Origin of the sequence: Neisseria sp. HMSC070H10, from assembly GCF_001837635.1 — a bacterium.
GTDB classification, from domain to species: domain Bacteria; phylum Pseudomonadota; class Gammaproteobacteria; order Burkholderiales; family Neisseriaceae; genus Neisseria; species Neisseria subflava_A.
In genome coordinates this window covers 1-21,394 of the sequence record NZ_KV833351.1, presented here as the reverse complement: position 1 = coordinate 21,394, position 21,394 = coordinate 1, and the positions used below count along the sequence as shown (strand labels likewise).

The window sequence follows — 21,394 nt, the reverse complement described above, 5'->3', positions numbered from 1 at the left end:
ATGGAAAAGGAAAATATCCACACCGAACAGCATACCTTTAACGGACTGAACCGTCGGGCAATGATGTTCGGCATTCCCCTTGAGGCTGTTGCCACCAGTATTTTTATTAGTATGGGGGTAACTTTGCCGATGATGTATTTCCTCGGCTGGCGGGCTTTATTGTTTTTACTCTTGCCCGTGCCGTTTTTGGCCTTTTTACGGACAATTTGTGCCAATGACGACCAAGCCTTAAACATCTACCGCTTGGAAACAAAATACTTCCTGCGCCGCCGTAATACCAGGCTGTTCAACGGCACGAACACCATTCTCGCCACTAAATTTGGGAGACAACAAAGTGATTATCAGCGATTTTTTGAGCAATGCTCTGAAAGCGCAACCGGCACAGTCGGATTTTCTACCGAAAATCTGCCAACACGTTACAAACAACATCGTTAATTACAAAACTGGACATCTCGCCTTCGTTATCCGCATGGAAGGCCTGCCGTTTGACGGTGTGGACGACAAGCACCTGTTCACGCAGTTTGTATCGTTACGCAACCTGCTCGCCGGTATGGGCAAAACCTTGGGCAACCGTTTGGCGGTGTGGGGAACGCTGCAACGCCAAAAGATTGTCTTTGACCGTGAGTACAAGTTTCAGACGGCTTTCTGTCAGCAGTTTGCTGACAAGTATCTGAAACGCTTTCAGGAAGCGGATTATTTTGAAAACGTATTCCATCTGACAGTTTTGATTAAGAACGACTATTTGGAAGCAGGTATTAAAGAAGCAGAGGAGCAAATTCAGATTCTGATGCGTTCACTCGAACCATACGATCCGTATCTTTTGACTGCCTATAAGAATGAAAACGGTGTTGCCTTCTCGGAGGTGTACTCGTTTTTTGGTAGCCTAATTAATGGAACACGGGAAGAGATTCCTTTGTCTTTCGTTGATGCTTATCAGACTATTCCAGGAGCTAATCTGCATTTTGGCTCGGATTTGTGCGAAATTCGTTCCCAAAACGGGACTCGTAAGTTTGCACAAATGTTCGATCTGAAAGACTTTGGGATTAGTAAACCTAAAATCTTGACATCAATCTTGCGCTTGCCTTGTGAGTTTACATTCACTCAAAGCCTTGTGTTCATCAATCCGTATGATATGCAGGGCGAAATTAAGAAACAGTTGAACAATCTGACATCGGTCAACGACAAGGCAACGGAGCAGCAGAAAGAGTTGGAACAAGGTCAGGGTTTACTCGTTTCGGGCGAATTGATGTTCGGCGACTATCATGCGGCGTTGGTCGTGTACGGTAAGACGGCGGAAGAGGCGGCGGCAAACGGTGCGCGTGCTTATTCCACATTCCTGAATGCGGGTGGCTACCGCTTTACCAAGGCTGGGCTGTCCGCTCCGGCGACGTTTTTCAGCCAAGTGCCGGGCAGCAAGGAAAAGCCCCGCTCTTACCCGAAAACGACAACAAACTTTGCGACAACCTTCGGCATACACAACTACTCGCACGGTAAAAAACAGGGTAATCCGATTGGCGATGGTTCGGCAATTATGCCGCTGCAAACCACGTCCAAAACGATTTACGACTTCAACTTCCATTTTTCAAATCTGAAGGAGGACAACCTTGGTGAGAAAATCGCCGGACACACACTGATGTTGGGTGCAACCGGTACGGGTAAAACCACTTTGCAAACATCTATGATGGCGTTCACAGAACGCTTCAACCCTTATATGTTCGTGATGGACTTAGACCGGGGCATGGAGATATTCATCCGTGCCATTGGCGGCTCGTATTTTGCGTTGGAAGCGGGGGTTTCGACCGGGTTAAACCCTTTTCAACTGCCCGATACGCCGGCAAACCGTGAATTCCTGTACAGCTTGGTTGGTATGTGCGGCGCAGACGAAAACGGCAAACTGACGGCTACGGAAGAAAAAGAGATTCAGGCCGCTGTCGATACGATGTTTAGCATGGATTACGAACACCGTCGTTTCAGCCATCTGTTACAAAGTATTCCTGTCGTTCCAGATCCCAACTCACTGCGTATGCGCCTGTCCAAATGGTGCGAAAGTGAAGGCGGACGGTTCGCATGGTGCTTGGACAACCCAACGAACCTGTTTGATGCCGAACAGTTCTTCCGTGTCGGCTTTGACCTTACCGATATTCTGAAGGACGACTATCCGCCGACCGCTCCGGTTTTAGCGTATATGTTCCACCTGAGAAATATCATGATGGACAAAGTTGCTAAAGAAGACGGCATTCTCGCTTCCATCATTGAAGAATTTTGGTATGCGGCACGTTTTGAGGCATTGCAGGACATCATGCTCAAAATTCTGAAAACCGACCGTAAACGCGGCGGCTGGTTGATTTTGGTGTCGCAATCACCGGAAGATGCGATTTCTTGTCCTATTTTCCCGGCGATTGTGCAACAAACGCCAACTAAAATCTTTCTGCCGAATCCTGATGCCGAATTTGAAAACAGCTATGAACGTTGTGGCCTGACGCTAAAAGAGTTTGAGGAACTTTCCAAACTCTCGCTGGAAAGTCGCACATTCTTGGTTAAGCAGTCGAAACAGTCGGCATTTGCCATGCTGGATTTGTACGGTTTTCATGATGAAATGCCTTTTCTGTCAGGTTCATCTGATAACGTTGAGTTGTTGCATCAAATTATGGAAGATGTTGGCAGTGAAAATCTGGATGTTTGGTATCGCCCATTTCTTGAAACCCTGCGAGAACGCCGTGCAGAGAAGAAAAATGCGCGAGCCGCATAATATTCTTTTAATTTAACGAAGGCTGTTTGAATTTCAAACGGCCTTTTTTTTTGCCGCTTGATGCGGCTTTCAACAAGGAACTTATGATGAAATTGAATCTGAAGAAATTATCCGCTATGGCTCTTCTTGTTACGAGTTTAGCAGCTATGCCTTTGGCAGTTACAGCTAGTGGTATTCCGGTAGTTGATGGTGCAGCAGCAGCTCAACGCGCCCAAAACTTCATTCAGCAGATGATGGAGATGGCTAAGCAACTCGCACAAATGAAACAGCAGTACGAACAACAGGTTAAACAGTTTAAAGCGATGACAGGTTCGCGCAATATGGGCAATCTTTTGAAGGATACGCTCAAAGACCAAATTCCGTCCGAGTGGAGCGAGATTTATAAAGGCGCAAAAAATATCGACTATAAGTCTGTAATTAATAGTAAGGCTTATAACCCTGAAACGGCGCAACGAATGGCTGTGCATAACATGAAGGAGATGGAAAAAGTCTTTAACTCGATGGAGACACAACTTAAATCTCTGTCGCGCTTGATGGACGAAGTCAACAATACACAAGACATCAAAGCCGCTACTGACCTGCAAAACCGTATTTCTGTGGAACAGGCAAAAATCGCCAACAATCAAACCAAGCTGGATATGCTCGATCGGTTGTATAAACGACAACAAGAAATCGAACAGCGCCAGTATGCTTCCCGTGAAGAATGTATGGCACGTCATATCCGTGATCGCAACTATGCGGTCTGCAATCAGTAGTAGCTTTATCGTGCTGCATTCGGGAGTAAGCGAATGCAGCACTAAAAAAAATAGGGCAAATTATGGAAACAACTTCTTATTTTTCCGAACTCGCCAACTTTCTACTAAACGGTATGGGAACTAATCTGTTCCAAAAATCAAACAACATGATCAGCGGTATTGCTCCGGTTTTTCAAATCGGCTTTGGGATTTATATCCTGTTGATCGCGTTTGACTATTACAAACGGGGGTTTGATGAAAATGTCGTGGATTTGGGTAAGCGCATGATCGGCTGGTTGCTGATTATCGCTTTTGCGTTCAATTCCAGTCAGTATCAGAAACTCGCCAATATCATGTGGATGTTGCCTGAAAATCTGAGTGGATTGTTGGGGACTTCAACCTATACTGCAAGCGCGTTGGATACCCAAAGCAACAATATCTTAAAGATGATGGAGAATATTTTTGCGTATGCCTCTTCTTTGGATATGCTACAAGTATCAGATAAGCTGATGCTTTATATTGGTGGTACGGTTGCTGTTATATTGGCTTATTTGTTCTTTCTCATTACATTTGCTTATTACCTAATTGCCAAACTATCATTGGCGATGGTAATCGTCATCGGACCTATGTTTATAGGTTCAATGTTGTTTCCTGCAACACGGCAGTGGGGCATGAATTGGATAGGACAAATCCTTAATTACTCAGTTACAGTAGTGTTTTACGTTATTCTAGGTGCATTGCAGAATGATTTTTTCAAGAACCAATTAGAAAGAGCAGTAGTTGGAGAGATCGGATCAGTTGCTCAGGTAGTCGGCTTGATTCCGCTCTTTTTCCTATCAACAACAATTTTTATTTTGGTTGCCTGGAGTATTCCTTCGATTTCTTCTGCTTTAACGGGTGGGGCATCTGTAAACGGTTTCAGTCGAACCGTTATGTCTGTGGCAAGATGGGCAAAAGGTGTGAAACTTCCCGGTGGCGGGAAAGTCAAACCGAAATAATCCAATTTAGGAGAATATGATCATGACTTTCGTAACTAAAATGCTTTGGTGGATGTTGTTGCTTTCTGTGGGCACATTGATGTTTATCGGTATGTTCGGCAACTTGATGGAAAGTTCTTTGGCCAGATTAGCCGGGCTATGTATCGGTTTATCGATTTTTGGATTATTTTTTAAACTGCTTGACCGACCAGTACCGGTTCGTTTTGATGATTAATACTCTAAGGGTTTAAATATGGATTATCGCAAGGTTACTAAATTTACTGCTATAACAGCCCTGAGTTTGGGCTTGAGTGCCTGTGCTGAACTGACTGACGGCCTCAGTGCCATCAACGGTACTTTGGCGGGTATTAATTCAGGTATGGCCGGTTCGGGAGCAGGGCAAGCTAAAGGCACTTTGTCTTTAGGCAGTAAATCGACAGCTCAATACGAATTAAAAAACTTGAAAATGCTTGTTGTTCAAAGAGGTGGCAGTTATAAGGGGGCGATTCCACAGGCAGATATAACCTTTACTGGTGAGGCTTTAAACAAAACCAATCGTCTGATTGTGGTTAATGTGTCCGTTCCTATTTATGACAAACAGGGATATTATGTGTCGGCAGTATCAACCGACATCCACATACCTCCTAAAGAGAAAGTCAAAATTGACAACTTTCGTACAACTCTTTCTCTAACCGATGATAATCGTTTCAATATTCAAAAAACGCAATATCACGCAACAACCTATTAATCTATCTGAGAAGAACACCCCAATCGGGGTGTTTTTTTTGGGCTTATCGATTCATAAATCAAGGAAATCCCCGTGAAAACCATCCTTCTTCTCTCCCTTTCTATCGCACTTTGTGCATGTTCCGGAAAAAAGCCTCCTCAACCTCACGGTACGCCTTTTCCGATTAATTCAACTATTCAAGCAAGAGGATAAATGATGCCTGACAATTCACAAAAAGCCAGCAATAACAAAATGGCTATTGAGTTTATTAATGCTGCAAAAGGTTTTGAAAGCGCAGAAATTGTGCGTGTTCATAAATCAGCAAAAATTGCATGGCGCATCAGTGGTGCGTGTCTCTTGATCACAGGCTTGGCAGTTGGAGCAGTAGCAGGTCTGACACCTTTAAAAGAGACACGGCCTTATGTAATCAAGGTCGATAACAACACCGGGCAAACGGAAATCGTAACGATGATGAAAAATCAGGAACAATCCTACGGCGAAGTTATGGATAAACACTGGTTGACACGTTACGTCCAACTTCGTGAAAGCTATGACTGGGTAACAATTCAGGATAACTACGATGCGGTTATGTTGATGAGTTCCCCTGAGATTCAGGCAGCATTTTCAAAAATCTATAACGACAATCCGCAAGCTCCGCATAAGGTATTAAAAAACCAATACAAGGTAGTCGCCAAAGTAAAAGCCGTGACTTTTATTGGTAGTACAGCGCAAGTCCGTTTTGAAAAACGTATGGTACCGATTTCGGGAGATTTAAATCAGGAAATTCCTGTTCAAAACATGATCGCAACTATCGGCTACGAATATGCGAACCAGCCTATGAGTGAGGAAGCCCGCCGTATCAATCCATTGGGCTTTATTGTCAAAAGTTATCGCGTCGATCCGGAAACTGCGCCATAACAGAAAGGGTTAACGATGAATGTAAAAATGAAACTGACAGCATTACTGCTGATGGGACTTTTACCTGCTGTATCCGGAGCGGTATCTGTTCCCAAAGGGTCGGCTAAAGACGGCCGCATCCAAACCGTTGTGTACAATCCCGATGATGTTATTCATGTTCATGCTCGTATTGGAGAAGCTGTTTTAATCCAACTTGAAGATGGTGAATTGCTGACTGGTGATACAAGCGGCTTGGGTATGGGTGATACAGAAGCCTGGAATTTGGCAGTTCGAGGTAACAATCTCTATATGAAGCCGGTTGCTTCCGCTCCAGCCACAAATATGTTGATTACAACTAACAAAAAACGAACATATGCCTTCGATTTGTCGCTAACCGGCAAGAAAAATGGCAAATATGTTCAAAAGCCGACTTATTTACTTCGATTTGTCTATCCTGATACTGCGGAATATAAAGCGCGTGCCGAAGCTCAGAAACAGGCTAAGGCTTTGGAAAAAATCAAAGGAACAAGGCATCGATCCAGTGTTCAGCACAATTACAACTATTGGGGTAAGGGCAATAAAGCACTAGCACCGACAGTGGCCTACGATAATGGCCGCTTTACTTATTTCAGCTTTGATAACGGTCGAGAACTGCCACTGATTTACAAAGTTATGGCTGACGGTACAGAAATGTTGCTTAACAGCCATGTGGAGGGCGATACCGTGGTAATCCATGAAACTGCAAAACATTTTGTTTTGCGCCTCGGAAAATCTGTGCTTGGTTTGGAAAATCGTAGCTTCGATGAACAAGGCACGTTTAATCGAACCGGCACCGGCAATCATGATTTTGTCCGTATTAGCAGAGAGAAGGAAGGCAGATGAAATTCTTCGACAAATTCAAACGAAAAACTAAGCCTAATACCGTAGAAAACGGTGATTTTACAAAGCCTGAAGCCCTATCCCAATCTGTTCAGAACGATAAAATCGAACCCGGCATACCATTGAATCTAAATACTGCTACACCTAATAATATGCGTAAGGTCGCTTTTGCAGGAGTAGGCATTCTTGCGGTAGGTGTCATCGTATCGGGACTGATCGGGATGACGGGTGGGGATGAAGAAGCGGAAGATTCTCAACCAAAGATTGCTTCTGCTCCTGAAGTAACAGGGAGTAAAAACTTTGCCCAGGATAAAGCGGAAATTGCTCTGATGGATCAACAAGCCGCTTCAGATCCCGTTCCGGATGAGGGTGCTTCCGAGCCTCAACCGGAAGTGGCTTCACAAGTCCAAACGGGTGCAGTTCAACCCACTGTTCAACCGGTGGAGCAAGTACCCTACGATAGCACTGTTCAAGCCACACCATCTGAAACTACGCCTTCTCAAACCCCTAAAGACCGCAAAATGAGTGGTAATGTTTTAGTTAAGTTCGATAGTAGTATCTCTGACTTGGGCAGCACTTCATCTGAAAGTAGCGCACAACTGAATACAGGTAGCCCTCCAAGTTTCTTTGGGGGTGAGGATGGAGGTGGTGCTACACAGGGAGGTGGGGGCAGTTTTGGTTCGCGACTGAATGCGACTGTAACGGCTTCAGCCCAAGCACAACAACGTGGGGATTTGACATATCTGCTGGCCAAAGGAACGAATATCCCTTGCGGATTGGATACCAAGATCGTAACAACCCAGCCTGGATTTACCCAGTGTATCGTATCGAAAGATGTATATTCCGCTAATGGACAAACCCTTCTGATCGAACGTGGCAGTAAAATCATCGGTGAACAAACTTCCGCCTTGTTGCAAGGACAAGCACGAGTCTTCGTGTTATGGAATGAGCTGGAAACGCCGACTGGCGTAAAAGTGCCACTAGCGAGTCCAGGTGCAGGGGCTTTGGGTGAAAGTGGTCATGCTGCTTATGTTAAATACCATTTTTGGAAACGTTTCGGCGGTTCTATTATGATTAGCTTGATTGGTGATATTGGTGATGCTGTTGGTAATCGCCAAAACCGAACTTCGGGCAATAATAATCACATCTCGTATGAAAATACGAGCGAGGCCGCGCAACAGATGGCAACCGAAGCCTTGAAAAACAGTATCAATATTCCGCCAACCGGTACGATTAATCAGGGCTCACTGATTAACATCATGGTTGCCCGGGATGTTGATTTCAGCAAAGTATATGAGTTGGTTAATCCTTACGGATACTGATTCAGACGGCCTGCCCCTCCGGGGGCAGGTTTTTTTATGAAAGCCTAATTCCAAATGACACAAAACCCGACAACTTTTCACGGGCAGGCATCTATCCATTCAGATGCGGTTGTCCGCAACTTGATGGCCAAAACAGGTTTGGACGATTATCTCAACCGAGAAGGCGTAACCGAAGTACTGATTAACCGGGAACGCGAAGTTTTTTTGGAAACCTCGGCCGGTTTTGAGCGGATTGAAAACGACCGGCTGACACTGCCGATTTTGACTCAGCTTGCTACCGCGTTATGTACCTATAACAGCAAACACATCAGTATGGAGCAACCTATCCACTCCGTTACTCTGCCTGACGGTGAACGTGGCCACATCATGATACCGCCGTCCTGTGAAGACAAAACTATCGTCTATGCTTTCCGCAAACCGTCGCAGACACGTTTTACATTGGATGATTACATACAGACGGATCGTGTTTCCCGTTTTCAAGATGTATCTACCTTTGGAGCTTCAGCCGACCTTAATCTTGGCGAAATGGAAATAGACAACAAATATTTTCGGGATATTTCTGACAAGATGAAGTTACCACATGACGTACAACTTGCACCTTGGCAATATGAGATGTTGGATCACAAGGCAAACCGTAATATGAATGCCTTTTTTGCTTTGGCCATTAAACACAAACTCAATATCTGTATGGTCGGAGGTACCGGCTCCGGTAAGACGACGTTCACTAAAGCCCTGTCCGATTTGGTACCGGCAGAAACCCGTATTATTACGCTGGAAGACACGCATGAGCTTGACTTGCCCATGCACCTAAATCATGCCCATCTCTTTTACAAAGGCCATATCACGGCAAAAATGTTGATTGCCGCCTGTATGCGTTTAAAACCCGACCGGGTTTTCCTGACTGAGCTGCGTGGCGACGAGGCTTGGGATTATATCTCGCTCTTAAATACAGGCCATCCGGGCGGCCTAATGTCCGTCCATGCCAATGATGCACGGAGCGTCCATTACCGAATCGCCCAACTGGCGAAAGAATCGGCAACCGGCCGGACAATGGATTACGACTATATCCTCAACTCGGTTAAATCCAGTATTGATGTTGTTGCCTATTTTGAAAAGACTCATATGACCGAACTGTATTTTGACCCGGTTGAAAAATTTTATGCCATGCGTGGCCGAGTTTAAGGAAGAAATATGCCATACCTAAACCGTATTGAAGTAATGGGTAATTTGGGAAAAGACCCGGAATTGCGTTATCTGCCCAATCAAACGCCTGTAAGCAGTATTTCACTCGCCTATACAGAAAAATGGCGTGATAAAGCCAGTAACGAGCAACGTGAACGAATCGAATGGTTTAATGTTGTGTTGTACGGCAAACAGGCAGAAACAGTTTGTCGATACATGAAGAAAGGTGATTGTTTGTGGGTTGCAGGTAAGTTGCAATCACGCCGTTACGAACATCACGGTGTTGAGAAGACTGTGTATGAGATTATGGCTGGAGAAATACAGATTATTCATACAAAAAACCAAAACGAAACTGTGTCCGGTTTGGAATATCTGTAAGTTTTTGAGTTCAAGCTGTAATCGTATGCCCGCTTTAAGCGGGCTATATTTTTTTATGGGGCATTAGAGAATGAAAAATAAGTTAATTGGGCTGTTAGCCATGCTGGGCATTTTTGTGCCAATAAGTTTTGCTGGTGGCATGTACCTAGGTAGTATCGTAATGACGGCATGGTTGAATTTAAAAAGTGAGCCATCCGTTAGCATGTTGTACCACTATTGGAAATACTACGACCGGTTGAGACCTGGCGCTCAGACGGCCTTTGAAGTATCAGTCTTTATTGCTCTTCTGATTCCAATTGTAGTTGCCGTGATAATTTGTGCAGCAATGCTGATGAAACCAAAACGTGAACTGCATGGATCGGCGCGCTTTGCCAATCGTATGGAAATCACAAAGCATGGTCTTTTGAAAAAGAAATTTACTGGTGATGAGGAACCGGATTTACTGATTGGGAAATATGGTAACGATTATTTGCGTTGGTCAGGTAACGAATTTTTATATTTAGCCGCACCTACCCGGTCAGGAAAAGGCGTAGGTATTGTGATTCCAAACTGTCTTCACTACCGGGACAGCATGGTCGTATTTGATCCGAAACTGGAAAACTTCCTGATTTCAGGTGGCTATCGGTCTTCTCATGGACAGGAAGTATTTTTGTTTAATCCGGCTGGTAGAATGCCTGAACACGAACGCAATCCGAACGCGCCTTTGGTTTCACACCGTTGGAATCCTTGTACCTATATTCGCAGAAATCCCGTCTATACCTACAAAGATGTGAAAAACATCGCTTCCATCATGTACCCAAAGCCGTCTAAAGATAACGGCAGTGCGACCTTTTTCCAGGAATCTGCACAAAATCTGTTTGCCGGTCTGTTGCTCTACATGGTTGAGACGGAATCGGAGCGCGACTTATCTTTACCTGAAAACAAAACCACGTTGGCCAACCTGTTCCGTTTGACGACACCATCGGATGGTAGAACGTTGGCAGAATGGATTAAAGATGAAATGACATTGCGCGAACAACAGCCTCATACACAGTTGAGCCAAAACTGCCGCAGCCTACTGATGGGCTTTGCCAACGGTAACGCCAAAACGGGCGCAGACATTTTGGCAACACTGATTGCGCCTTTGGGCATTTTCATTGACCCGGTAGTCGAAGCGGCAACAAGTGGCGACGATTTTTACTTGGATGAAGTACGCAAAAAAAGGATGACGGTTTATATCGGTATCGTTCCGACTGAAACAGCCGTATTTTCACGACTGACGAACCTTTTTTTCAGCCAACTGATTACAGTAAACGTCGAGCAGGGTTTGCCGTCCAACAATTCCGATGCGCTGAAATACCAATGTTGCCTATTAATGGACGAATTTACCGCCTTGGGTGTAATTCCAGCCATTCAGCACGGTGTCTCGTATATCGCCGGTTACGGTCTGCGTCTTCTGCTGATTATACAAACTCCATCTCAGGTAACTGATCTATATGGACGTGATGCAACACGCACATTTTTCACCAACTTTGGCTGTCAAATTGTCTATCCACCGCGAGAACAAAGCGATGCTGATGAATACAGTAAACTTATCGGTTACGAGACTTACAAAGCCAAATCTACATCACGGTCAGTAGGGAAAGGGGGAAGTCGAAGCACAAGTACCAGTGATCAACGCCGAGCAGTGATGAATCCGGACGAGTTGAAGATGATGCCGAAAAGCGACTGTATCATCAGCTTGGGTAACAGCCGTCCGATCTATGCCAAGAAAATCGTATACTACACCGACCCCGTATTCGCTAAACGGGCAAATTGGGCATTGCCGGAGATCCCGGTTTTAGATATTCATACCGATGTTAGATCACCCATCACTGTATCTAAAGCAGCATTCGTTTCCCCCGATGAGATGGATAGTTTCCATTGGAAGGATGCTTCAAACTCAGAAGAAATCGCCGGTGCAATCCTATCCTCGATTATTCCGCCGGATAGCCCGCCGGAATATATCAATGAACTGATGCCTGTGCTTTTGGAAAATTGGGGTGAAGACTCACTGCCATTTATCAAGCAGTTCATTGGTGATAACGTCCAAGCCGGAGCATAAGAAAAGCGGTCTGCAAAATGCAGGCCGCTTTATTTTTTTCAGTCTATAAGGAATTGAAGATATGAGCGACATTGATGACATTCGCAGTGCTTTGAGTTATATCGACTCACAAGACCGAGATACTTGGTGGCAGGTTGGCGCAGCCGTTAAAGATGAACTGGGTGAGAACGGATACGACCTTTGGGATGAATGGTCTCAACGTGCCGATAGTTATTCTGCTCGTGATGCTAAATCGACCTGGAAAAGCTTGAAGCCAGGAATGTGGCACATTGAAACCGTATGGAAGTTGGCGCGGCAGAACGGATGGCAGCCTACCAAGCCTTATACGCCGCCGAGTGCGGAAGAGCTTGAACGTCGTAAGGCAGAATCCGAAGCAAAACGTTTGGCTGCCGAACGCGAACGGCAACAAACACAACAAAAGGTCAAAATCACAGCACAAAAGATATGGCAAAGCAGCCGACCTGCCTCTTTGATCCATCCCTATCTTGCTGCCAAAGGAATTACCAACCCGGATGCCATCGCCGGTCTGCGTCAAAACGAATATAAGGACAACGACAATCTGATTATCCCCGTCCTGTACGGAAATGAAATCGTCAATCTGCAATCCATCAACCAAGATGGTGGCAAACGCTTCTTGGCAGGAGGTCAGGTTCAGGGAGCATATGCCTTTATCGGTAAGGCTGAGGATGTAGAAAAACTCGGTGTCGTCATGGCAGAAGGATATGCTACGGCGGCAAGTATCTACGAAGCCACTGGCAAGCCCGTAATCATTGCTTTTGATGCAGGCAACATGGTTGCCGTTGCCGAACGCTTAGCACAAAAACTGCCTCAAAACGTCTCCGTCGTGATTGCTGTTGATAACGACGCTTCGCAAACCGGTATCAAAAAAGCACGACAGGCAGCCGCATTGTTGGGCGATCGTGCCACGGCAATCCAACCTGAATTTTCTATGACGCTGATACAACAGTATCAGAAAGGCAAAGGGGTCGATGAAAAAGGCCGTCCCCCTTTGCCGAGCGACTTCAACGACCTGCATCAACTGGCGGGACTTGAGGCCGTTCGCCAGTCCTTCGCAGAAGGTGTCAATCTCGTCTTAAACCCTGACAACAGTCAAGATCAGGCAATCATTGACGAATTGGCAGAATGGCACGAAAGGATAGTGAAAGCCAACGATAGCCGACCCGAATCTGAAAACTTGGAGAATCCCATGAGTCACGAAAATAAAGACAGCATTCAGATGACCTCTTCTAATACAACGAATAGTATTGAATATGAGGGCCGTAGCCAAACAGTAAATAAACCGGTTTACCGTGAGTCTGACTTTAAACACTACGAGTTGCATGATGCAACAACCGACATCATATATCTACGCAAAACACCCGAAGAAATTCAACAAGACTTGGATAAAGAAGGTACGCTTAAATTCTATGAAGGTATAACACATGATGGACAACGCGTAACGTTTTATAAAACGGAGCAAGGATGGGAAGCACCCCTAAAAGATGAGTTTATTCAGGAAAAGAACAAAAAAGGACAGACTTCTACCCGCTCCGAATCGGAATTTACCGCCCCAAAGTTCGATAGGCCGTCTGAAACTGAACCAAACGCCCGCAAGGTCGTTTTAGACCTGCAATATCGTATCCCTGACAACATCAAAACGCGTTACCACAGCGTAGGCGGCAAATTCTATTCCGTTTCAGACCACAAAACAGTGCTGTTTGAAGATCAAGGCAAGCAGTTAAAAACAGCCCTTTCTGATCCGCAAACAGTCAAGGATATGTTGGAAGTTGTCAAAGCCAAAGGTTGGGACAGCATCAAGTTGTCGGGCAGTAAAGATTTCCGTCAGGCAATGTTTATTGAAGCCGCCGCCCAGGGTATCCGTACCAGTGGCTACAATCCGACTGCCACTGATTTGCAGCGAGTGGAAGCGTTGCGGGAACGTTACGCGCAAAACGGCATTACACCGGAGATGGTGCGTGAGCAGGAAAGACGACAACCGGAAGTAGAGAAGGAACAGCCAAGACAAGAGTCTCATAAACAAACAGAACAGGGTAACTCTCAAAGCGAAACGGGGAAGCCTACACAGGAGCAGGAACAGCTTAAACCCGAGGTTGAACGTGAAGAGCGTATTCATACCCAGCCCGATGCTGCCATGCTGTCTGCCGCTGATCGACTGAAAGCGCAAAGCACACTGCCTTCCGACAGAACAATCAATGCTTCTCCTCGAGCTGATACCGATATTGACGTACCGGTTCATTCCATTGGTCGGGAAGAAGTTCCCGCCGAAGTCGTGCATCAGACTGATGATATGAAGGCGGCTGCGTTGAATACAGGCTTTGTTGCGGCGAAAGATCATTATATGCAGAAAGCACAAAAGTTGAGTAAGCCCAATCAAAAGAAACTGGCAATGTATGAACGCGGTGTGATGGATTCAATACGCGGGCTGGAAGGTGATGTACGCACAAAAGCCCTGCGAAACTACTACGAGCATACCGCCAAAAATATGCACGGAACGAAGCTGGAATTGCCCGATCCAATTCAGATTCCAAGTCCGACACAAGAGCAGCAGATGGCAAAAGACCGGGAGCAATACAGTCCTGAAAGAGGGCAGGATCCGGAAATTACAAGATAAGGAGGAAAGATGGAAGAGTATGCCGATATTTTGCAGGAAGATTGGAATAACCTACTCACTTCTGAAGAGCAAGAGGTGTTTTTCAATCTAAGTCATGAAGAACAGGAGGATTATCTGACCGCCTGCCAGTCTTATGAAGCCATGAAAGCTTATTTGGATAACCCGGATTCACCGCCGGAGGCCAAACAGCTTTTAGATTTAAGTAGTTGGAAATAAACAGTAAGCCCTGCCGGAAATGGCAGGGCTTTTTTTCTGTTTGGAGGAGATAAAAAATGACTGAGCGCAAAAAAAGCCATCAAGAAGAATATGCAGAAAAAATCGCCAAAGAACTGATCGAGCGACTTAAGCAGGGTACAGCTCCATTTCAATTGCCCTGGCAGCCTGATATGGGTAGAGATTTTCCTTTCAACCCCGTATCAGGTACTGAATATAGCGGTATGAACCGTCTAAATTTAATGATTCAAGGTTACAGTGATCCGCGCTGGATGACTTACAAACAGGCTCAGAGTGTGAACGCACAAGTCCGAAAAGGGGAGCGTGGAACTGGGTTAGTAAGGCTGATTACCCATACCGAGAAGATCCAAAAAGATGAAAAAGGAAAAATTATTCGAGACGAAAATGGAGAACCCGTTAAAGAAAGAATCCAGTTGGAGAACCCTTATTTCAAAAGTTTTACCGTTTTTAATGCCGAACAGATAGATGGTTTACCGGCATGGGAAAAGGCACCGCCTGTATGGATTGACCACGAACGTGCAGAAAAACTTCTCAAGGCTTCGGGCGCGGTTATCCATCATCGAGGCAATGATGCGTATTACAACCGAACCCGGGATTTTATAGTACTGCCCCCTAAAGAACGTTTTTTTGGGCAGGGAGAATATTACGCTGTTGCTCTTCATGAACTTGGGCATTGGACAGGGCATGCCGACCGGCTTAATCGAGATATGGGCGGTCGCTTTGGTGATTCATCTTATGCCCGGGAAGAACTTCGTGCCGAAATTTCTTCGATGATGAGTCGTGAGCTGGGTCTTCCGCATAATCCAGACAGACACGCCGGATATGTTGGCGATTGGGTAAAGGTATTGACGGAAGAACCTATGGAAATTCTGAAAGCCTCTCAAGATGCGGCAAAAATCAAAGAATTTATTTTTTCTTTTGAAAAGCAGATAGAAATAGATCGGGAGCAGAATCAATCCATTGACCAGGCTACAAATACAACAAGGCCGTCTGAAAATGAGAAATTTGTAGAACCAGGCAATCAGACTTTGGAAGAACGCGTACAGGCGGCAAAAGAACGTTACGAAGACAGATTTTCGGAAATTAGTGCCAATGGTCAGAAAAAATATCGCCACTTAGAAGAAGGCATGGAAAAGTTAATTAAAGGCTTACCGGAGCATACACAGGCGCAAGTACGTTTTAATTTTTACCAAAGTCAGTATGAGCATATGAGCGTCAAAAACGAACTTGAACAATCCCCCGCACAACAAGAAATGTTTTATGGGAGATAGCTGCATAAAGAACATTTGAAAACCCGACAGGTTTGTACCTGTCGGGTTTTTCTTTTTATAAAGGATGGATGAGTGAATAAAACTACCGACAATGACAAACGTCAAGTCCTCCGTGTCTTTGGATTAGACGAATCCGAACTGGAAGCATTGCGTAAGTTGGCTGAAAAAGAATACGGTAAAGCAAGTGTTTCCTTGTTGGCCAAAAAACTATTGAAAGCCAGGTTGGAGGTACCGGAAGAACCTGCCCTGGTCAGTCTTCCTCCACCGAAAGGCAGTAAACGTATTACCGTCCGCCTGCCGGAAAAAGACCGGGCTTACCTTGAAGCAGCCGCTGAACAGCATAAATGCAGTGTCAACGATATTGTGCGCGATATAGTCCAATCACATGTTCGTAAACATCCCATGCTCTCAACGACCGAAGTCGAAATCTTGCATCAATCTAATTATCAGCTTGTCAGTATCGGCCGTAATCTGAACCAAATTGCCCGACAGCTCAATATGGGCGAAGGTGTTTCGCTTACATCCGAACAGATAAATGCCCTATCACAATTCATCAGGCAACATACCCAAAGGGTAAGTGACGTATTACGAACCAACCGCAAACGCCTGTCCGAATAGGAGTAAAGCTATGTCCCTGTACCGTAAAATAGACGATTGGTTTTTGGGTTTCAAAACTCGCTCCATCCGTGCAAAAGATTCCAGCATCCCCATCTCAAAATCCAATCACCGGGCAAAATCCAGAGTACCCCTCAAATCAGGTAGCGGATTGGCCAACCTGACGGCGGCGGCTAAAAAACACCCCGAAGTCATGGTTAAAATCCCTAAAAGGCTAAGTCGAAACTCCAATGGTATGCAGGGCATACGCAACCATTTGGACTACATTTCACGCAACGGTAAAATTACTGTCGAAAATCACTCCGGTGAAAAATTAAACGGTAAAAAAGCCGTCAAATCGCAACTAGAAGATTGGCAGAAACTCAATATCCCCGAAAGAGGCAAACACCGGGAAGCCCTCAATATCGTCCTATCCATGCCTGCCGGAACACCTCCACAGGCAGTATTGAATGCTGCCCGAAATTTTGCCGCCGAACAGTTTGCCGACCATCAATATCTCTTCGCTTTACATCACGAATCCGAAAAAGAAGGCGAACCCGAGCATCCCCATGTACATTTGTGTGTATTGATGAGAGATACCTACGGGCAACGGCTTAATCCGCGTAAAAATGATCTTTTTGAATGGCGCGTCCGTTTTGCTGAAAAACTCCGGGAGGATGGTGTAGAGTGTGCGGCTACTAAACGGCAACACCGGGGAAAAATCCTCAAAGCTGAAAATGGCATAGTGCGAGCCATGAAAGAACGTGGTGCAACACCCCGCATCGAAAAGCAACGGCTGGAAGAATTAAACCAAGCAATCAAAAACCTGGAACGTCCGACACATCCCTACATTCAGAAGGTCATGCAGACACGCGGTTACATATTGGCTGAATACGGGCTTATAGCCAAAGAACTGTATAAGATGGGACACAAAAATGAAGCCAGGCTTATCAGTAGATTGGCTAAGGATATGATTGGGCAACCTCTAAGCACTAAAGCACAACGGGAATACGATCAAAAGGTCAGCCCTCAAGTACAGCAAGAACCGCATATCTCCAAACAAACAGGTATAGAACAAGATAACGAACCTACTCGTTAAACAAGCAATGCAAAAGCCCGGCGGTCGTACAGACATCTGTACGGCCGCCAGGCTTTTTGTGTTTAGATAATGATAGCATTATCTCGGGATTGTAGTGTGTATTTGTACACAAAAAACTTGACATGCGTTTTATTGTTTGTGTATTATTACACACGATGAAACGTCAGTACGTTTCTCATTTAATTCATTCTAGATAAAGTAGAGAAGGAACAAAATATGACGAGTGATAAAGTCATTGAGTTGCTTCTATCCCATGGATGGTATTTTGTTCGGCAGCGAGGAAGCCATAGGCAATATAAGCATCCCGCAAAATCCGGCAGGGTTACTGTTCCTCATCCTGAAAAGGATCTGCCAATAAAGACTGTTAGTAGTATCTTTAAGCAAGCGGGATTGAAGTAGCAGATTGCAGCGGATATTTTCCGCTGCAATCTATAATTTTATTCTTTACTACTTTAACTTACCGGATAATCTCACGTATCCGGAATCATTCTAACTAAATTACATTGTATAAAACTTATTTTAAAGGCTTCAGTTATGTTTATCCCAGTAGCTATCCATAAAGATGAGGGGTCAGTATTTGGTGTATCCGTACCTGACGTACCCGGATGCTTCTCATATGGTAATACTTTTGAAGAAGCATTAATCAATACTCAAGAGGCATTGCAATTTCATATTGAAGGGCTATTAGAAGATGGTAACTTTGAATCCTTAAATCCCAGTAAAATTGAAGATTTGCGCATTTCCGAAGACTATACAGATGCTTTATGGGCCTTGGTTGATATTGACTTGAACAAACTTAGTCTGAAACAAGTTCGTTTCAATGTAAGTTGGCCTGAATATTTACTTCAACAAGTTGATGCATATGTTGAGGCTCATCATGAGACACGTTCAGGTTTTCTGGCTAAAGCAGTTCAGATGATATTAAACAGATAAATGATATTAGGGTTTTCTTTTTTTAGAAAAGAGTTATTAAAACCCCTTTAATAGTCCAAAGACATTGTTGTAAATTTTTCAAATAAAGCAAGTTTGAGAAATTTGAGACTTGCTGATACTTTATTTAGCATAGGTTCTTTAATATAAGCATTTTACATAAGTTATATCTATACTAACGAACCTATTAGTTAAACTAGTAAAACAAAAGCCTGGCTGCCGTGCAGATGTCTGTACGGCAGCCAGGCTTTTGTTTTTATATTTTGTCAGGCTGTGTAAATCAGTTTGCCTACTAGACAAATAGAATAGATAATTTGGTTATGGACAATTTAAGTCCTAATTATTTTAAAATAGCCAAACTCAAAAGCATTTATTTCATAGATAATTAGAGCATACCCAAATTAACCACCTTTGTCCGTATAAGGAGCAACAGTGTTTTCAGATAAATATAACCTCAGCCTGAAAGAGAATATCTTTTTAGCAAAAAAGGTATTGGTTGCCCAAATCCACAATCTAAGTCGCTTTGAAAACTGTCAGACAACTTTGTTGCAGACCGAACAGATTATCAACGGTCAAAATGTTGCCTCTGCTTCTTTGGGAGATATTCAAACCATCCTAAACCTGAAACGCGCATATCAATATGTGATACGCCATATTTCAGACGGCCTCCCCATTGATATTCCACTGCTAAAGAAAATCAACAGTATCGTTGCCCAAGAAGATTCATTGGCTCCCGGAGATTTTCGCACCGGCACAGTCGGCGTTACCCTAGTTGACGGATCGCGCCATACACCGCCCGCCATATCAGAAGTTGAAGTACAGAATCTGTTTGGTCAAATTGCGAACCGAAGCCGTTCGACCACCGAAACTGCCATCCGATCTATGTTGGCCTTTATGCGACAGCAAATCTTTTGGGATGGCAATAAAAGAACGGCCACGTTGTTTGCCAACGCGCTGTTAATAGAAAAAGGCTGCGGTATTTTGGAAATTTCCGAACTGCAAATGTCTGAGTTCAACGAAAAACTTTCAGCTTTCTACCGCTCCGGCGATGATTCCGATGTGACCGCCTTCCTGTATCAAAACTGTATTTTCGGTATCGACTACTGAGGCCCGACTATGAAAGCAGTGAGAATTTACCAACGTGTCAGTACCAAAGAACAAAATCTCGAGCGGCAAAACGCCCTAATTGAACAAGCCAAAGCAGAAGGTTACTACATTGCGGGGGTTTATAAGGAAAAAGCTTCGGGCGTTCGTGCCGACCGACCTGTATTGAACAAATTGATTGCTGATTTGCAGGAAGGCGACGTGATCATCGCCGAGCATATTGACCGAATCACTCGTCTGCCCTTGGCTGAAGCAGAAAAGCTGGTAAACCGTATCCGTGAAAAAGGAGCATTTCTCTCCATTCCCGGCATTATCGACCTAAGCCAAATCCAAACCGATTCCGAAATTGCCAAAATCGTTTTGGATGGCGTACAGGCCATCCTGCTTAAAATTACCATGCAGACGGCGTGGGACGACTATGAACAGTACAGGCGGCGGCAGATGGCAGGCATAGCTGAAGCTAAGAAAAAAGGGCATTACAAAGGCAGACAGGCGGATACGGAAATACACGGACGCATTATTGCTCTGCGCCCGAGCCACACCTTACAGGAAACTGCAAAACTTGCTGGATGCAGCATCTCGCTAGTAAAACTGGTGATGCGTAAACACAAAATATCTCAAACTTCAGAATCAGAAAAGGAATAAGCAATGGCTACATTAGTGGAAAAAGACGCTTTGATCGAACGGGTCGCCAGCGTGTGGGCATTGATTTCACTCAAAACGCCCTATTCGGGAGTCCCAACAGACGACCAAAAACGCATGACGGAATTATGCAGTTTCCTGTATTAGTTCTATCCTGAAGACATTGACTTTTGGGCAGTTGCAGATGAATGCAAAACGATGTACGAAAAATATGCTGCGTCGTAGGTAATGCCGATAAACTTGCGCTTTTTGCGGCTGTCGAGTTTGTCATAGTTGATGTCTTCCACGGCATAGAGAACCAGCCCGCGTCCGGCTTCGATTTTAACGGAGCCGCGGGGTGCATCAAACAAGGTGGCATGGGCACCAATATTGCTGCCGGATTTGATTTCGATACCTTGGGACGCACCAAGACCCACCGGGTCGGCTTTGGCGTTTTTATGCTCTTTGATTTCGGTAACGTGTTTGCGGTTGTACCATTTACCGGTTTTATAGCTGCGTTTGTCGAAGGTGTAGAGTTCGCCCTGTCCGGCGTAATAGAACTGGTCGCCGTAGGATTGCAGTTTGATTTTGCCGTTTTCCGAACTGATATCCGTGGTGCTGAGCAGGATGCGGCTGTTCTCATTGGCATACGGTGTGCTAATGCTCACACCGGTTTTACCCGAAAGTTCTGCAGCAAGCGTAGGGGGTGTCTTCAGCACGCACGCGTCTGGGCAGTATATAGGGAATCTGAATATTTACTTGTATAACAAATGCCGTCTGAAAAATTGTGAGCTTTTCAGACGGCATTGAGCCGTAAATCATGGAACGCGTGCGTGCTGGAGCACACACCTTACGCATGGATTTTAGGTTTCATGCAGGCTACAGCTTGCTGCTGCGGCGGTATAAAAGTATTTTTAGTGATTTACCGTTTTTGGTATTTTTGCCCGACGGGGTTAAAAATACAGTTGCTACTCTTGCTGC

At 44.8% G+C, this 21,394-nt stretch carries 22 protein-coding genes and 1 pseudogene; 22 read left to right on the top strand and 1 reads right to left on the bottom strand.

Annotated features, from left to right (window positions below):
• The 22 genes from HMPREF2606_RS00825 (at window position 1) to HMPREF2606_RS11180 (ending at window position 20,581) form a co-directional block, all read left to right on the top strand.
• A complete protein-coding gene (locus HMPREF2606_RS00825) occupies window positions 1-435 on the top strand; it encodes a VirB3 family type IV secretion system protein (RefSeq protein WP_070814692.1) in 435 nt (144 codons plus the stop codon).
• Window positions 335-2,749: a VirB4 family type IV secretion/conjugal transfer ATPase gene (locus HMPREF2606_RS00820; protein WP_070843153.1), complete on the top strand. Its 2,415-nt coding sequence runs from the start codon at window positions 335-337 to the stop codon at window positions 2,747-2,749. The genes HMPREF2606_RS00825 and HMPREF2606_RS00820 overlap by 101 nt, the downstream gene beginning before the upstream one ends.
• A 146-nt stretch (window positions 2,750-2,895) precedes the next feature.
• Entirely contained in the window at window positions 2,896-3,504 is a 609-nt protein-coding gene (locus HMPREF2606_RS00815; protein ID WP_168167215.1) for a TrbJ/VirB5 family protein, read from the top strand.
• Between the two features lie 62 nt (window positions 3,505-3,566).
• Window positions 3,567-4,481 (top strand): TrbL/VirB6 family protein, encoded by a 915-nt coding sequence (locus HMPREF2606_RS00810; protein WP_049323728.1) that lies wholly within the window; start codon window positions 3,567-3,569, stop codon window positions 4,479-4,481.
• Window positions 4,482-4,503: 22 nt separating this feature from the next.
• Window positions 4,504-4,695, top strand: a complete 192-nt coding sequence (locus tag HMPREF2606_RS00805) for a hypothetical protein (protein WP_128582986.1) — start codon at window positions 4,504-4,506, stop codon at window positions 4,693-4,695.
• A gap of 18 nt (window positions 4,696-4,713) precedes the next feature.
• Window positions 4,714-5,208 (top strand): hypothetical protein, encoded by a 495-nt coding sequence (locus tag HMPREF2606_RS00800; RefSeq protein ID WP_070843152.1) that lies wholly within the window; start codon window positions 4,714-4,716, stop codon window positions 5,206-5,208.
• Between the two features lie 192 nt (window positions 5,209-5,400).
• On the top strand, window positions 5,401-6,105 hold the full coding sequence (locus HMPREF2606_RS00795) for a VirB8 family type IV secretion system protein (RefSeq protein ID WP_114139676.1): 705 nt from the start codon (window positions 5,401-5,403) through the stop codon (window positions 6,103-6,105).
• Window positions 6,106-6,132: 27 nt separating this feature from the next.
• On the top strand, window positions 6,133-6,966 hold the full coding sequence (virB9, locus tag HMPREF2606_RS00790; RefSeq protein ID WP_070843155.1) for a P-type conjugative transfer protein VirB9: 834 nt from the start codon (window positions 6,133-6,135) through the stop codon (window positions 6,964-6,966).
• The gene (virB10, locus tag HMPREF2606_RS00785; RefSeq protein WP_070843151.1) at window positions 6,963-8,285 is read left to right on the top strand and encodes a type IV secretion system protein VirB10; all 1,323 of its coding nucleotides are present in this window, start codon (window positions 6,963-6,965) and stop codon (window positions 8,283-8,285) included. Before virB9 ends, virB10 begins: the two co-directional genes overlap by 4 nt.
• A 54-nt stretch (window positions 8,286-8,339) precedes the next feature.
• Window positions 8,340-9,467 carry an ATPase, T2SS/T4P/T4SS family gene (locus HMPREF2606_RS00780; protein WP_070843150.1) on the top strand — a complete coding sequence of 376 codons (1,128 nt, stop codon included), beginning with the start codon at window positions 8,340-8,342 and terminating at the stop codon, window positions 9,465-9,467.
• 9 nt (window positions 9,468-9,476) lie between these two features.
• Complete coding sequence (gene ssb / locus HMPREF2606_RS00775) at window positions 9,477-9,845, top strand: single-stranded DNA-binding protein (RefSeq protein WP_049323733.1); 369 nt, start codon at window positions 9,477-9,479, stop codon at window positions 9,843-9,845.
• A 70-nt stretch (window positions 9,846-9,915) separates the two neighbouring features.
• Window positions 9,916-11,928 carry a type IV secretory system conjugative DNA transfer family protein gene (locus HMPREF2606_RS00770; protein ID WP_070843149.1) on the top strand — a complete coding sequence of 671 codons (2,013 nt, stop codon included), beginning with the start codon at window positions 9,916-9,918 and terminating at the stop codon, window positions 11,926-11,928.
• Between the two features lie 61 nt (window positions 11,929-11,989).
• Window positions 11,990-14,560, top strand: coding sequence for an LPD7 domain-containing protein (locus HMPREF2606_RS00765; RefSeq protein WP_070843148.1), 2,571 nt, complete (start codon window positions 11,990-11,992; stop codon window positions 14,558-14,560).
• A 9-nt stretch (window positions 14,561-14,569) separates the two neighbouring features.
• On the top strand, window positions 14,570-14,776 hold the full coding sequence (locus HMPREF2606_RS00760) for a hypothetical protein (RefSeq protein ID WP_070843147.1): 207 nt from the start codon (window positions 14,570-14,572) through the stop codon (window positions 14,774-14,776).
• A gap of 56 nt (window positions 14,777-14,832) precedes the next feature.
• Window positions 14,833-16,065 carry an ArdC family protein gene (locus HMPREF2606_RS00755; RefSeq protein ID WP_070843146.1) on the top strand — a complete coding sequence of 411 codons (1,233 nt, stop codon included), beginning with the start codon at window positions 14,833-14,835 and terminating at the stop codon, window positions 16,063-16,065.
• Between the two features lie 72 nt (window positions 16,066-16,137).
• Window positions 16,138-16,683, top strand: coding sequence for a plasmid mobilization protein (gene mobC / locus HMPREF2606_RS00750; protein WP_225905455.1), 546 nt, complete (start codon window positions 16,138-16,140; stop codon window positions 16,681-16,683).
• A 10-nt stretch (window positions 16,684-16,693) separates the two neighbouring features.
• Window positions 16,694-17,758, top strand: coding sequence for a relaxase/mobilization nuclease domain-containing protein (locus tag HMPREF2606_RS00745; RefSeq protein ID WP_070843145.1), 1,065 nt, complete (start codon window positions 16,694-16,696; stop codon window positions 17,756-17,758).
• 216 nt (window positions 17,759-17,974) lie between these two features.
• A complete protein-coding gene (locus tag HMPREF2606_RS00740) occupies window positions 17,975-18,157 on the top strand; it encodes a type II toxin-antitoxin system HicA family toxin (protein WP_070843144.1) in 183 nt (60 codons plus the stop codon).
• 135 nt (window positions 18,158-18,292) lie between these two features.
• Window positions 18,293-18,691 carry a type II toxin-antitoxin system HicB family antitoxin gene (locus tag HMPREF2606_RS00735; RefSeq protein WP_070843143.1) on the top strand — a complete coding sequence of 133 codons (399 nt, stop codon included), beginning with the start codon at window positions 18,293-18,295 and terminating at the stop codon, window positions 18,689-18,691.
• Between the two features lie 429 nt (window positions 18,692-19,120).
• Window positions 19,121-19,795, top strand: coding sequence for a Fic family protein (locus tag HMPREF2606_RS00730; RefSeq protein ID WP_070843142.1), 675 nt, complete (start codon window positions 19,121-19,123; stop codon window positions 19,793-19,795).
• Between the two features lie 9 nt (window positions 19,796-19,804).
• Window positions 19,805-20,437: a recombinase family protein gene (locus HMPREF2606_RS00725; protein WP_070843141.1), complete on the top strand. Its 633-nt coding sequence runs from the start codon at window positions 19,805-19,807 to the stop codon at window positions 20,435-20,437.
• Window positions 20,438-20,440: 3 nt separating this feature from the next.
• Window positions 20,441-20,581: a hypothetical protein gene (locus HMPREF2606_RS11180; RefSeq protein WP_283122324.1), complete on the top strand. Its 141-nt coding sequence runs from the start codon at window positions 20,441-20,443 to the stop codon at window positions 20,579-20,581.
• Window positions 20,582-20,652: 71 nt separating this feature from the next.
• Here the strand turns inward: HMPREF2606_RS11180 and HMPREF2606_RS00715 are convergent.
• Window positions 20,653-21,132 (bottom strand): annotated as a pseudogene (locus HMPREF2606_RS00715) (hypothetical protein); the annotation flags it as partial.
• Window positions 21,133-21,394 lie beyond the last annotated feature (262 nt).